The 12,974-nt window shown below is 59.0% G+C and carries 12 protein-coding genes; 5 read left to right on the top strand and 7 right to left on the bottom strand.

Going from position 1 to position 12,974, the window contains the following annotated elements:
- Window positions 1–131 precede the first annotated feature (131 nt).
- Window positions 132–944 (top strand): tRNA cyclic N6-threonylcarbamoyladenosine(37) synthase TcdA, encoded by an 813-nt coding sequence (gene tcdA, locus ACEN8R_RS01140; RefSeq protein WP_370741112.1) that lies wholly within the window; start codon window positions 132–134, stop codon window positions 942–944.
- A 41-nt stretch (window positions 945–985) separates the two neighbouring features.
- On the opposite strand, the gene ACEN8R_RS01145 is transcribed toward tcdA, so the two are convergent.
- The 7 genes from ACEN8R_RS01145 to map all read right to left on the bottom strand — a co-directional run bounded on the left by ACEN8R_RS01145 (window position 986) and on the right by map (window position 9,297).
- Complete coding sequence (locus ACEN8R_RS01145; RefSeq protein ID WP_111454282.1) at window positions 986–1,390, bottom strand: SufE family protein; 405 nt, start codon at window positions 1,388–1,390, stop codon at window positions 986–988.
- Window positions 1,387–2,592, bottom strand: a complete 1,206-nt coding sequence (locus ACEN8R_RS01150) for an aminotransferase class V-fold PLP-dependent enzyme (protein ID WP_477746519.1) — start codon at window positions 2,590–2,592, stop codon at window positions 1,387–1,389. The genes ACEN8R_RS01145 and ACEN8R_RS01150 overlap by 4 nt, the downstream gene beginning before the upstream one ends.
- A gap of 94 nt (window positions 2,593–2,686) precedes the next feature.
- The gene (gene dapD, locus ACEN8R_RS01155; RefSeq protein ID WP_258612640.1) at window positions 2,687–3,721 is read right to left on the bottom strand and encodes a 2,3,4,5-tetrahydropyridine-2,6-dicarboxylate N-succinyltransferase; all 1,035 of its coding nucleotides are present in this window, start codon (window positions 3,719–3,721) and stop codon (window positions 2,687–2,689) included.
- Between the two features lie 33 nt (window positions 3,722–3,754).
- Complete coding sequence (locus tag ACEN8R_RS01160; RefSeq protein WP_064620065.1) at window positions 3,755–4,117, bottom strand: ArsC family reductase; 363 nt, start codon at window positions 4,115–4,117, stop codon at window positions 3,755–3,757.
- 292 nt (window positions 4,118–4,409) lie between these two features.
- A complete protein-coding gene (gene dapC, locus ACEN8R_RS01165; RefSeq protein ID WP_495624534.1) occupies window positions 4,410–5,609 on the bottom strand; it encodes a succinyldiaminopimelate transaminase in 1,200 nt (399 codons plus the stop codon).
- A 157-nt stretch (window positions 5,610–5,766) separates the two neighbouring features.
- Window positions 5,767–8,469: a [protein-PII] uridylyltransferase gene (locus ACEN8R_RS01170; RefSeq protein ID WP_018927021.1), complete on the bottom strand. Its 2,703-nt coding sequence runs from the start codon at window positions 8,467–8,469 to the stop codon at window positions 5,767–5,769.
- Between the two features lie 45 nt (window positions 8,470–8,514).
- Window positions 8,515–9,297: a type I methionyl aminopeptidase gene (map, locus tag ACEN8R_RS01175; protein WP_018927020.1), complete on the bottom strand. Its 783-nt coding sequence runs from the start codon at window positions 9,295–9,297 to the stop codon at window positions 8,515–8,517.
- 372 nt (window positions 9,298–9,669) lie between these two features.
- Between map and rpsB the strand changes: the two genes are divergently transcribed.
- The 4 genes from rpsB to frr all read left to right on the top strand — a co-directional run bounded on the left by rpsB (window position 9,670) and on the right by frr (window position 12,969).
- Entirely contained in the window at window positions 9,670–10,407 is a 738-nt protein-coding gene (gene rpsB, locus ACEN8R_RS01180; RefSeq protein ID WP_018927019.1) for a 30S ribosomal protein S2, read from the top strand.
- A 190-nt stretch (window positions 10,408–10,597) separates the two neighbouring features.
- A complete protein-coding gene (gene tsf, locus ACEN8R_RS01185) occupies window positions 10,598–11,461 on the top strand; it encodes a translation elongation factor Ts (RefSeq protein WP_018927018.1) in 864 nt (287 codons plus the stop codon).
- A gap of 210 nt (window positions 11,462–11,671) precedes the next feature.
- Window positions 11,672–12,415, top strand: a complete 744-nt coding sequence (gene pyrH, locus ACEN8R_RS01190) for a UMP kinase (RefSeq protein ID WP_003198235.1) — start codon at window positions 11,672–11,674, stop codon at window positions 12,413–12,415.
- Window positions 12,412–12,969, top strand: coding sequence for a ribosome recycling factor (frr, locus tag ACEN8R_RS01195; protein ID WP_007940501.1), 558 nt, complete (start codon window positions 12,412–12,414; stop codon window positions 12,967–12,969). The genes pyrH and frr overlap by 4 nt, the downstream gene beginning before the upstream one ends.
- Window positions 12,970–12,974: the final 5 nt, after the last annotated feature.

Below are 12,974 nucleotides of genomic sequence, written 5' to 3' on the forward strand. Positions count from 1 at the left end.
CCGGGATGATGTAGCCCAATTCCAATAAATTTGTAGTCAATTGAAGCCGTCAAGTCTGTCGTCCATAGCACCAAAGGTGCTCTTGACCGCCGACAGCCCTATAATGCGCGCCGGTTTTTGGGGTAATGGTCATGAGTACAGAAGATCCGCGGTTTGCTGGTATTGCCCGCTTGTATGGCATTGAAGGCATGGAGCGCTTGCGCGCGGCCCATGTGGCGATCGTCGGCGTCGGTGGTGTCGGCTCCTGGGCAGCGGAAGCGGTTGCCCGGTGTGGCGTGGGCGAGATATCGCTGTTCGACCTGGACGACGTCTGCGTCAGCAACGTCAACCGTCAGCTGCATGCGCTGGACAGCACCGTTGGCAAGCCCAAGGTCGAGGTGATGGCCGAGCGCCTGCGCGGGATCAACCCGGACTGCACGGTGCATGCGGTGGCGGACTTCGTCACCCGCGAAACCATGGCCGAGTACATCACGCCGAACATCGATTGCGTGATCGACTGCATCGACAGTGTCAACGCCAAGGCGGCGCTGATCGCCTGGTGCAAGCGGCGCAAGATCCAGATCATCACCACCGGCGGCGCGGGCGGGCAGATCGACCCGACGCTGATCCAGGTCTGCGACCTGAATCGCACGTTCAACGATCCGCTGGCGTCGAAAGTGCGCTCTACATTGCGCCGCGACTACGGCTTCTCCCGTACCGTGACCCGTCACTACAGCGTGCCGTGCGTGTTTTCCACCGAGCAACTGCGCTACCCGAAACCCGATGGCAGCATTTGCCTGCAGAAGAGTTTTGTCGGGGACGGCGTGAAGCTCGACTGCGCCGGGGGCTTTGGCGCGGTGATGATGGTGACGGCGACGTTTGGCATGGTCGCGGCGACCAAGGCTGTGGATAAGATTGTGGCGGGCGTGCGGCGTCCGGCGGATCGGATCAAACCTCAGGTTTAATGGTTGTGGTTCGATCGTTCCCACGCAGAGCGTGGGAACGATCAGTGCGCTAGCTCACGCATCCGCTGCAACACCGCATTCAAGCCATTGCTACGGGACTGGGACAACTGGCGACCCAGCCCCAGCTGACTGAACCAATCCGCCAAATCCACCTGTTGCAACTCAACTGCGGACAACCCGTTGACCCGCGCCAGCAGCAACGCCACCAACCCGCGAATCAATCGCGCATCGCTGCTGGCGCTAAATTGCCAGTGCCCGTCCTGCAACGTGCCGACCAGCCAGACCTGGCTTTCACAACCATGCACGCGGTTGGCGTCGACTTTATCCACATCGCTCAACGCTGGCAGACGGTCGCCCCACTGCATCAACAGTCGCGCCCGCTGTTCCCAGCTCGCCGCCTGCTGAAACGTGTCCAGCGCTGTAACGGCATCGACGGGCAAGGTCATCGCAACAACTCCAGGGCCTGATCCAGTGCTTCGAAAAAGCGCTCAAGGTCTTCGGAATTGTTGTACAGCGCCAACGACACCCGAATCGCCCCGGCCAGTTCAAAGCTTTTGAGCAACGGCATGGCGCAATGATGACCGGCGCGCACGGCGATGCCCTGTTCGGTCAGCAAATGCGCCAAATCAGAGTTATGCACACCCTCGACGACAAAACTGGCCAGCGCCAGCTGCGGTTTGCCCAGCAGGCGAATGCCGTTGCGCGCTTCCAGGCCTTTGAGCAGATAGTCATGCAGCGCCGCTTCGTGGGCGGACACGGCGTCCTGATCCAGCCCGGTCAGGTAGTCCAGCGTTGCGCCCAGACCGATCACACTGGCGATCGGCGGCGTACCGGCCTCGAACCCCAGCGGTGCGGACCGAAAACGAGCATCGTGGTAGTTGGCGTCCAGCACCATTTCGCCGCCGAACTGCCAGGGGCGCAGCTGTAGCAGCGCTTCGTTGCGCCCGAACAGCACGCCCAGGCCATCGGGGCCATAGAGTTTGTGGCTGGAAAACACGTAGAAGTCGCAGCCCAGTGCCTGCACGTCGTGCCGACCATGAACCACGCCTTGAGCGCCATCGACCACGGTCAGCGCGTTGTGTGCCTTGGCCATCGCCAACAGCGCGGGCAACGGTTGCCAGGCGCCCAGCACGTTGGACAGCTGGCTGACCGCCAGCAAACGGGTTCGCGGACCGATCAATTGCGCGGCGACATCCAGGTCGATCAAACCATCGACATTCAGCGGCAGGATCACCAGTTTCAGGTCGCGACGGTGGGCCAGTTGCTGCCACGGCAACAGGTTGGCGTGATGCTCCAGAGCGCTGATGACAATTTCATCGCCTGGATTGAAAAGGTGTTCCAGGCCATAGGCCAGGAGGTTCAGCGCGGAAGTCGCACCGTGGGTAAAGATAATCTGTCCGCAATCGCCGGCATTGAGCCATTGTGCAACTTTGCGGCGGCTGTCCTCGAACGCCTGGGTGGCATGGGCGCCGGGCAAGTGTTGCGCCCGATGCACGTTGGCCGCGCCGTTGGCGTAGTAATGCGCCAGGGCATCCAGCAGGGCTTGAGGTTTTTGCGTGGTGGCGGCGTTGTCCAGATAGGTCTGGTCTTGCCGTTGCAGTGCGGCGATGGCCGGAAAATCGGCGCGCCAGGGAGAAGGAATCATCATGTTGTTCGGCCCTGGTGACATGGGCGGGTGTACGCCTGACCTTGTAGGAGCGAGCGATGCGGCGCTCCTACAAGGTGATCGTTTGACGCTCTGCTTAGTTGTGAGCGTGCAGCGCTTCGTTCAGTTCGATGGCCGACTTGTGGGTTTTGCACTCCACGGCACCGGTTTCCGAATTGCGACGGAACAACAGGTCAGGTTGACCGGCCAGTTCACGGGCCTTGACCACTTTGACCAGCTGATTCTTTTCGTCGAGCAGCGCCACCTTGGTGCCGGCTGTCACGTACAGGCCCGACTCAACGGTGTTGCGATCGCCCAACGGGATGCCGATACCGGCATTGGCGCCGATCAGGCAGCCTTCGCCCACCTTGATCACGATGTTGCCGCCGCCCGACAGGGTGCCCATGGTCGAGCAGCCGCCGCCCAGGTCCGAACCCTTGCCGACGAACACGCCAGCCGACACGCGGCCTTCGATCATGCCCGGGCCTTCGGTGCCAGCGTTGAAGTTAACGAAACCTTCGTGCATTACGGTGGTGCCTTCGCCCACGTAGGCGCCCAGACGAATACGTGCCGCGTCAGCGATACGCACGCCGGCCGGTACCACGTAGTCGGTCATTTTCGGGAACTTGTCCACCGAGAACACTTCCAGCAGCTCGCCGCGCAAGCGGGCTTCCAGTTGATGCTCGGCCAGTTCGGACAGGTCGATCGCACCCTGGCTGGTCCAGGCCACGTTCGGCAGCAGCGGGAAGATTCCGGCCAGGTTCAGGCCGTGCGGCTTGACCAGACGGTGGGACAGCAGGTGCAGCTTGAGGTAAGCCTCAGGCGTGGAGCTCAGCTGTGCGTCTTCGGCCAACAGCGTGGCGACCAGCGGCTTGTGGCTCTCGGCCAGACGGGTCAGCAAGGCAGCCTGAGCTGCGTCGACGCCTTTGAGCGCTTCAGCCAGTTGCGAAGCCTGCGTCGTGCTGAAGGCGATGGCCTGATTGCCGTCGGTGTAGTCCAGGATCGGGGCAATGGCCGCGACCAGTTCGGCTGAAGGGTTGAGCAGTGGCTGCGCATAAAACACTTCCAGCCATGCGCCTTGACGGTTTTGAGTGCCGACACCAAAGGCCAGGCTGAACAGGGTAGTGGACATGTTGATACCTCTAACAAAATGGAACGGGCTGCCTTACTTGAGTGCGGCCGCGTAGATATCTGGCTTGAAGCCAATCAGGGTTCTGTCACCGAGATCGAGCACCGGGCGCTTGATCATCGAGGGTTGTGCGAGCATCAGTTCGATGGCTTTCGGCTGGTCGAGATCGGCTTTGCGTTCGTCGTCGAGCTTGCGAAAGGTCGTGCCTGCACGGTTCAACACCACTTGCCAGCCGTGCTCCTCGCACCATTGGGTCAGGTGTTCACGGTCGATTCCGACCGCTTTGTAATCATGGAAGTCATAGCCGACAGCGTGTTCATCGAGCCAGGTGCGCGCCTTTTTCATGGTGTCGCAGGCTTTGATGCCGAAAAGGTGCAACGTTTTGCTTGAAACGGTCAAGGAATTGCCCCCTTTGCAGGTGCTGAAAATAAAAGGTGACGGATTATGCCATGACCGGACGGTTTCGCGTCGGCTGTGGTCGGGTTTGTCTGTTTGAAGTGTTCAACGATTCGGCGAGAAGCGCAGGCGGTGGCGTTTCGGATGGGGTTGTTGGAGCTCTACAGCCTGAGTTGGCATCTGCTCGGTGATGGTTTTTGGCGATGTTTTTTGGTGAGGGGGGGGCTGAAAAGATTGCAGGCAACTTGATATGCGAAGTGCCCGCGCCAGATTGCCTGGCACGGGCATTCAGGGGTTACTTGTGGCGGGTAATGAAGGCGCGAATCCGTTCAGCCGCCTCAATGCACTCCGCCAGTGGCGCGACCAGCGCCATCCGCACACGCCCGGCTCCCGGGTTGACGCCATCTACTTCACGGGACAGGTAGGAGCCTGGTACTACGGTCACGTGTTCCTCGGCAAACAGATCCCGGCAGAACGCCGCGTCGTCGCCATTTACGTTTGGCCACAGATAGAAACCGCCATCCGGGCGCTGCACATCCATCACCGGGCTGAGGATTTCCAATACCGCATCGTATTTCTCACGGTACAGCGCACGGTTGGCCCGCACATGCACTTCGTCGTTCCACGCGGCAACGCTGGCCAGTTGCGTTTGAACCGGCATCGCACAGCCGTGGTAAGTGCGATACAGCAGGAACCCCTTGAGGATGTCTGCATCGCCGGCCACAAAGCCCGAACGCAGGCCTGGCAGGTTGGAACGCTTGGACAGGCTATGAAACACCACGCAACGCTTGAAATCTTTGCGGCCTAGTTCAACGCAGGCGCTGAGCAGGCCGGGTGGTGGGGTCTGTTCATCGAAGTACAGTTCGCTGTAGCACTCGTCAGCGGCGATCACGAAATCGTATTCGTCGGCCAGGGCGATCAGTTTTTTCAGGGTTTCAACCGGGATCAACGCGCCGGTCGGGTTGCCCGGCGAGCACAGGAACAGGATCTGGCAACGCTTCCAGATGTCTGGCGAAACAGCGTCGAAATCCGGGTTGAAGCCGTTTTCGTCAAGGCATGGCAGGTAATGCGGCTTGGCTCCGGCCAGGAACGCCGCGCCTTCGTAGATCTGATAGAACGGGTTCGGGCTGACCACCAGCGCGTCTTCACCACGGTTGACCACGGTCTGGGTGAATGCGAACAACGCTTCGCGGGTGCCGTTGACCGGCAGCACGTTGCGCGCGGGGTCGAGCCAGCCATTTGGAACGCTGAAACGGCGTTCGCACCATGCGGCGATCGCTTCACGCAGGGCCGGGATGCCGAGGGTGGTCGGGTATACGGCCATCTGATCCAGATTGCTTGCCAAGGCTTCGGCGACAAAGCTTGGCGAGCGATGCTTCGGTTCGCCGATGGACAACGCGATGGCGCGTTTGTCCGGGTTTGGCGTGACGCTGCCGAGCAGGGCGCGGAGCTTTTCGAACGGGTAGGGCTGCAACTGGTTCAGAGCGTTGTTCATGGGGGCCTCGTTCAATATGGGAGCGGGCCTGTGTGGCGAGGGAGCTTGCTCCCGTTGGACTGCGCAGCAGTCGCAAGCTTTTGGGGTCGCTTCGCGACCCAGCGGGAGCAAGCTCCCTCGCCACACAAGCCCGCTCCCACAGGGGGATTGGGTTGATTCAGATGCTGATGCGCGAATGTTTGATATCGGGTTCCTGGTTGACGCTCAGCTGTTTGACGATTGCGTCCTGCAAGCGGCTGCACAGCAAGGGGTCGGACAGCGGCTGATTGTTGGCGTCGGTGATAAAGAACACGTCTTCCACGCGCTCGCCCAAGGTGGCGATCTTGGCGTTCTGCAGCGACAGGTCGAACTCGAGGAAGATCGTGCCGATCCGCGCCAGTAACCCAGGACGGTCGGGTGCGCTGAGTTCCAGCACGGTCACCGGACGCTGGGCATCATTGTGGATTGTCACCTGTGGCGCAAAGGTAAAATGTTTGAGCTGACGCGGCACCCGACGCTGGATAATCGTTGGGTAGTTGTCCGGATTGCGCAGGGCTTCGGTCAGGCCTTCGCGGATCTGCTTGACCCGCGCCGGGTTGTCGCCGATCGAGTCGCCATCGGTGTCGAGCACGATATAGGTGTCGAGGGTGAACTGGCTGCTGGAGGTGATGACCCGGGCGTCGTGAATGTTCAGGTTGAGCTGGTCCATCGCCGCCACGGTCACGGCGAAGAAGTCGTGCTGGTCCGGCGCATAAATGAAGATCTGCGTACCGCCCTCGAACTCGCGCTGGGTGGTTTCCTTGATCAGCACCAGCGGGCCGCCGTCGGCCGGCTGCTGCAAGATTGCATCAGTGTGCCAGGCTACGTCGCCGGCGGTGTGACGCAGGAAGTAGTCATCGCCCAGTTGTGCCCACAACTGCTCGACGTCGTCCGGGTCGGTGCCGCCGCGTACCAGAATGTCCAGCGCTGCGCTTTGGGTCTGGCGGATCTGTTCTTCGCGATCCACCGGGTTTTCCAGGCCGCGACGCAAGGCGCGCTTGGTCTCGGTGTAGAGCTGGCGCAACAGGCTCGCGCGCCAGGAGTTCCATAGCGTCGGGTTGGTCGCGTTGATGTCGGCCACGGTCAGCACATACAGATAATCGAGGCGGGTTTCATCGCCGACAATCTGCGCGAAATCGTGGATCACATGCGGGTCGGACAAGTCCTTGCGCTGGGCAGTGGTCGACATTACGAGATGGTTTTGCACCAGCCAGACGATCAGGCGGCTGTCCCAGATCGGCAACTGATGGCGCTGACAAAAGGCTTCGGCGTCCACTGCGCCGATTTCCGAGTGGTCGCCATGCCGGCCCTTGCCGATGTCGTGGTACAGGCCGGCCAGGTAAATCAACTCCGGCTTGGGCAGTTTGGCCATGAGCTTGCTGGCCAGCGGGAATTTTTCCGACACCTGGGTGTACTGCAACTTACGCAGGTGCTTGATCAGGTTCAGGGTGTGCGCGTCGACCGTATAGATGTGGAACAGGTCGTGCTGCATCTGCCCGACAATAAAGCCGAACTCTGGCAGATAACGCCCAAGGATCCCGTAACGGTTCATCCGCCGTAGGTTGCGGTGGATACCGATCTTGCACTTGAACAATTCGATGAACAGGCTGGTATTGCGAATATCGTTGCGGAAGTCGTCGTCGATCAAATGACGGTTCTCGCGCAGCAGGCGGATGGTGTCGGCGCGTACGCCTTTGATCTCCGGCTGCTGGGCCATCAGCACGAAGATTTCGAGCATGGCGAACGGCGTGCGGCGGAACACATTGTTGTTGCGCGCCTCGATGTAGCCGTCGTGCAGCTGGAATCGCGAGTTGATCGGCTGGGGCGGTGCTTCGTCTTCGGGGGCCAGGATCACTTCTTCGAAGTGCTGGATGATCAAGTCGCTGAGCTGGGCAATGCTCATGACCACCCGGTAGTACTGCTGCATGAAGTTTTCGATGGCGTGCTTGGCGTCATTGCCGACGAAACCCAGCAGCCCGGCAATTGTGCGCTGGTGATCGAACAGCAGGCGGTCTTCGGCGCGGCCGGCGAGCATGTGCAGCGCATAACGCACTTTCCACAGGAATTCCTGGGACGAAGCCAGCAGGGCGTTCTCGCTCTCCACCAGGAAACCTTCGCCGGCCAGGGCCCGCAGATTGAGGGTGCCGTACTCACGACGGGCAACCCACAGAATCGTCTGGATATCCCGCAGGCCACCGGGCGAGCCCTTGACGTTGGGTTCCAGGTTGTACTCGGTGTCGTTGTACTTGTGGTGACGGGCTTTCTGTTCGGCGCGCTTGGCCAGGAAGAACTCCTTGCTGGGCCACATGTGTTCTGTGCTGGTCACGTCCAGCATGCGCTGGCGCAGGCGCTCGGGACCGGCAATGGTGCGGCTTTCCATCAGGTTGGTGATCACCGTCAGGTCGGCGCGGGCTTCCTCGGCGCATTCGTCAACCGAGCGAACGCTCTGGCCGACTTCCAGGCCGATGTCCCACAGCAACGTCAGAAAACGCTCGATTGAATCACGGAAAATTTCGTGGTCGGCGCCGCCCAGCAGGATCAGCAGGTCGATGTCAGAGTAGGGGTGCAACTCGCCACGACCGTAGCCGCCGACCGCGACCAGCGCGATGTCGGCTTCGAAGTTCCAGTTGAATTGCTCCCAGGCCTTTTGCAGGATGTTATCGACGAACCAGGCACGATCCTCGATCAGCCGGCGAATCTCCCGGCCGCTGCGAAACCGCTCGTCGAGCACTTCGCGGGCCTGACGGATCGCCTTCTTGAAAGCAGCGATAGGGCTTGCCTTCAGGGCCAGTTCAGCCTGGAACTGGCCGCGGTCGAAGAGTTCGGGATCCACCTGCGGCATCGATTGGCTTTCCTTTCTATAAGGCTGGGAACGGCGCGGGCGGGATCAGGCCGAAACGCGCGGGATGGTATCGTCGCTGCGCAGGGTGAAGATCTCGTAGCCGGTATCGGTCACCAGCAGAGTGTGTTCCCATTGCGCCGACAACTTGCGGTCCTTGGTGATCGCGGTCCAGCCATCGCCCAGCACCTTGGTGTCGGCCTTGCCCTGGTTGATCATCGGCTCGATGGTGAAGGTCATGCCGGCTTTCAGTTCCATGCCGGTGCCGGCGCGGCCGTAGTGCAGGATCTGCGGTTCTTCGTGGAACACCTTGCCAATGCCGTGGCCGCAGAACTCGCGAACCACCGAGAAACCGTTCTTTTCCGCGTGCTTCTGGATCACTTCACCGATATCGCCCAGGCGGCAGCCGGGTTTCACCAGTTCGATGGCCTTGTACATGCATTCCTGTGTCACCTGGGACAGACGCTCGGCCCAGACTGGCACGGTGCCGACGTGGAACATGCGGCTGGTATCGCCGTGGTAGCCGTCCTTGATCACTGTGACGTCGATGTTCAGCGTGTCGCCATCCTTCAACGGCTTCTCGTTCGGGATGCCATGGCAGACCACGTGGTTGATCGAGGTGCAGATCGACTTCGGAAAGCCCTTGTAGTTGAGCGGGGCAGGAATGGCTTTCTGCTCGTTGACGATGTAGTCGTGGCAGATGCGGTCCAGCTCTTCGGTGGTAACGCCCGGCTTGACATAATCGGCAATCATTTCCAGCACATCGGCGGCCAATTTGCCGGCGATCCGCATTTTTGCGATGTCCTCTGGGGTTTTGAGGGTGACGGTCATACAGGCTCTCTCTGCGCTCAATGGCGCCTTCTAAAACGAAATGGGCATTGCGCGAACGATCGTCGCGGCCCTGAAAAACGCAATTCTACCAGACGATCAGGGCAAATCTGAGCTTCTGTGCATCGCTTCTCTCTATAGGATGGCGCATTCTTGGGGGATTCCAAGGGCGGGATCAAAAGCATTCGCCAGGTTTTCAGAATGCGGGTTCCGTTTTTTCCGGCCTTGTGATATAAAATGCGCCGCTTTCCGGGGTACCCTGAAAAGCTTAAATCCACACACGTGTCGACACGATGACCTGGGTGCCTTCAGCTGATGCTGCTGGTTGGTCATTGGGATACGTGGAGGCCAAACCCGACTTATTAAGGAACTATCATGTCCCAAGTCAACATGCGCGATATGCTGAAGGCCGGTGTGCACTTCGGTCACCAAACCCGTTACTGGAATCCGAAAATGGGTAAGTACATTTTCGGCGCGCGTAACAAGATTCACATCATCAACCTTGAAAAAACCCTGCCAATGTTCAACGAAGCTCTGACTTTCGTAGAGCGTCTGGCCCAGGGCAAAAACAAGATTCTGTTCGTCGGCACCAAGCGTTCCGCTGGCAAGATCGTTGCTGAAGAAGCAGCACGTTGCGGTTCGCCGTACGTCGATCACCGCTGGTTGGGCGGCATGCTGACCAACTTCAAAACCATCCGTGCTTCCATCAAGCGTCTGCGTGACCTTGAAGTGCAAGCTGAAGACGGTACTTTCGCCAAGCTGACCAAGAAAGAAGCGCTGATGCGCACTCGCGATCTTGAGAAGCTGGATCGTTCCCTGGGTGGTATCAAGGACATGGGCGGTCTGCCAGACGCTCTGTTCGTTATCGACGTTGATCACGAGCGCATCGCGATCACCGAAGCCAACAAGCTGGGCATCCCGGTTATCGGCGTAGTCGATACCAACAGCAGCCCGGAAGGCGTTGACTACATCATCCCAGGCAACGATGACGCAATCCGCGCTATCCAGCTGTACATGGGTTCGATGGCTGACGCTGTTATCCGTGGTCGCAACAATGTTGCTGGCGGCACTGTAGAATTCGTAGCTGAAGAAACTCAGGCTGCAGCTGAGTAATTGACGCCCTGGCGTTGACTCAGTAAGCAAAAAGGGGGCTTGGCCCCCTTTTTGCCACCTCGAAAACCATTTGTCGGCGCCCACTGCTTTATCTGTAACGTGCGGCAGCTAACAAGGGTGGTTCGGGAAGAATTGATCGCCCGTTCGATCGGGTGGAATGGTTGAAAACCTATCCAAGAGGAATTTGAAAATGGCAGAGATTACTGCAGCGTTGGTCAAAGAACTGCGCGAGCGTACCGGCGAAGGCATGATGGACTGCAAAAAGGCCTTGACCAAGGCTGGCGGCGACATCGAAAAAGCCATTGATGACATGCGCGCTTCGGGCGCCATCAAGGCTGCCAAGAAAGCCGGCAACGTTGCCGCTGAAGGCGCAATCGCTCTCAAGGAAGACGGTAAATCCGCCGTTCTGCTGGAAGTGAACTCGCAGACCGACTTCCTGGCTCTGCAGGACGACTTCAAGGCATTTGTTGCTGCCAGCATTGAAAAAGCGTTCGCTGACAAACTGACCGATGCTGCTCCGCTGATCGAAGCGCGTGAAGCTGATCGTCTGGTTCTGGTTGGCAAGGTTGGCGAAAACGTCAACATTCGTCGCCTGGCTCGCGTTGAAGGCGATGTTGTTGGTGGCTACCTGCACGGCAACAAGATTGGTGTTGCGGTTGTTCTCAAGGGCGGCGACGTTGAGCTGGCCAAAGACATCGCTATGCACGTAGCGGCTACCAACCCTGAATTCCTGCTGCCGTCGGAAGTTTCCGCTGAAGCGATCGAGCGCGAGAAAGGCGTGTTCCTGACCCTCAACGCTGACAAGATTGCCGGCAAGCCAGAAAACATCGTTGAAAACATGGTCAAAGGCCGTATCAGCAAGTTCCTGGCTGAAGCGAGCCTGGTTGAGCAGGCGTTCGTCAAGAACCCTGAAATCAAGGTCGGCGACCTGGCCAAGAAAGCCGGTGCTGAAATCGTTTCTTTCACCTACTTCAAAGTAGGCGAAGGCATCGAGAAGCCAGTAGACAACTTCGCAGAAGAAGTTGCTGCCCAGCTGGCTGCCAGCAAGCAATAAGACGGTTTTTTAACTGTCGCCCTGAAGAGGCTGCCCGCTTACGCGCGCAGCCTCTTTTCAGATGGGGTTGCCAATTTTATTTGGTTTCCTTTTGGAACTGGCTTACAAAGCCATGTTCCGATGGCGCTGAAGCAGCGCCAAGCTAGAGTGAACGCCAGCTGTAAACAGCTCGCAAAGAATTTTTAAAATACGCCGCAGGAGAGATTCGCAATGGCTCAGCAGGGCAGTGGTTATCAGGCTCGCTATAAACGCATTCTACTCAAGCTTAGCGGCGAGGCCCTGATGGGCTCGGAAGAGTTCGGGATCGATCCGAAAGTTCTGGATCGCATGGCACTGGAAGTTGGCCAACTGGTTGGCATCGGTGTTCAGGTCGGTCTGGTGATCGGCGGGGGTAACCTGTTCCGTGGCGCAGCGCTCAGCGCCGCCGGCATGGATCGGGTCACTGGCGACCACATGGGCATGCTGGCCACTGTGATGAACGCCCTGGCGATGCGCGATGCGCTGGAACGTGCCAATATCTCGGCCATCGTGATGTCGGCCATTTCCATGGTTGGCGTGACCGATCACTATGATCGCCGCAAAGCCATGCGCCACCTGAACTCCAAGGAAGTCGTGATTTTCGCGGCCGGTACTGGCAATCCGTTCTTTACAACGGACTCGGCTGCCTGCCTGCGCGCAATCGAAATCGATGCCGATGTGGTGCTCAAGGCAACGAAGGTTGATGGCGTCTACACCGCTGACCCGTTCAAAGACCCGCATGCCGAGAAGTTCGATCATCTGACCTACGATGAAGTGCTGGATCGCAAGCTGGGTGTGATGGATCTGACGGCCATTTGCCTGTGCCGCGACCACAAGATGCCGCTGCGCGTGTTTAATATGAACAAACCCGGTGCCCTGTTGAATATCGTACATGGCGGCGCTGAAGGAACCCTGATCGAGGAAGTTCAACAATGATCAACGAAATCAAGAAAGACGCTAAAGAGCGCATGCAGAAATCCGTAGAATCGCTGGCGCACAACTTCGGGCGTATCCGTACCGGCCAGGCGCACCCAAGCATTCTGGAAGGTGTGATGGTTCCGTACTACGGCGCCGACACTCCGATCAAGCAAGTGGCGAACATTACCGTTAAAGACGCCCGTACCCTGCAAGTCGTTGCCTTTGAGCGCAACATGCTGGGCGCGGTCGACAAGGCTATCGGTAGCGCTGGCCTGAATCTCAACCCGACCAACCTGGGTGAGTTGCTGCTGATCTCCATGCCGGCCCTGACTGAAGAAACCCGCCGGGGCTTCACCAAGCAGGCTCGTGATGTCGCTGAGGATGCCCGTGTTGCCGTGCGTAACATCCGTCGCGATGCAAACAGCTCGCTGAAGGACCTGGTCAAGGAAAAGGAAATCAGCGAAGACGAAGAGCGTCGTGCCACTGGCGAGATCGACGATCTGACCAAGAAATTCGTGGCTGAAATCGACGCTAAGTTGGCGGAGAAAGAAAAAGACCTGATGGCCGTATAAGGGTC

This window comes from Pseudomonas sp. Pseusp15 (assembly GCF_059492165.1).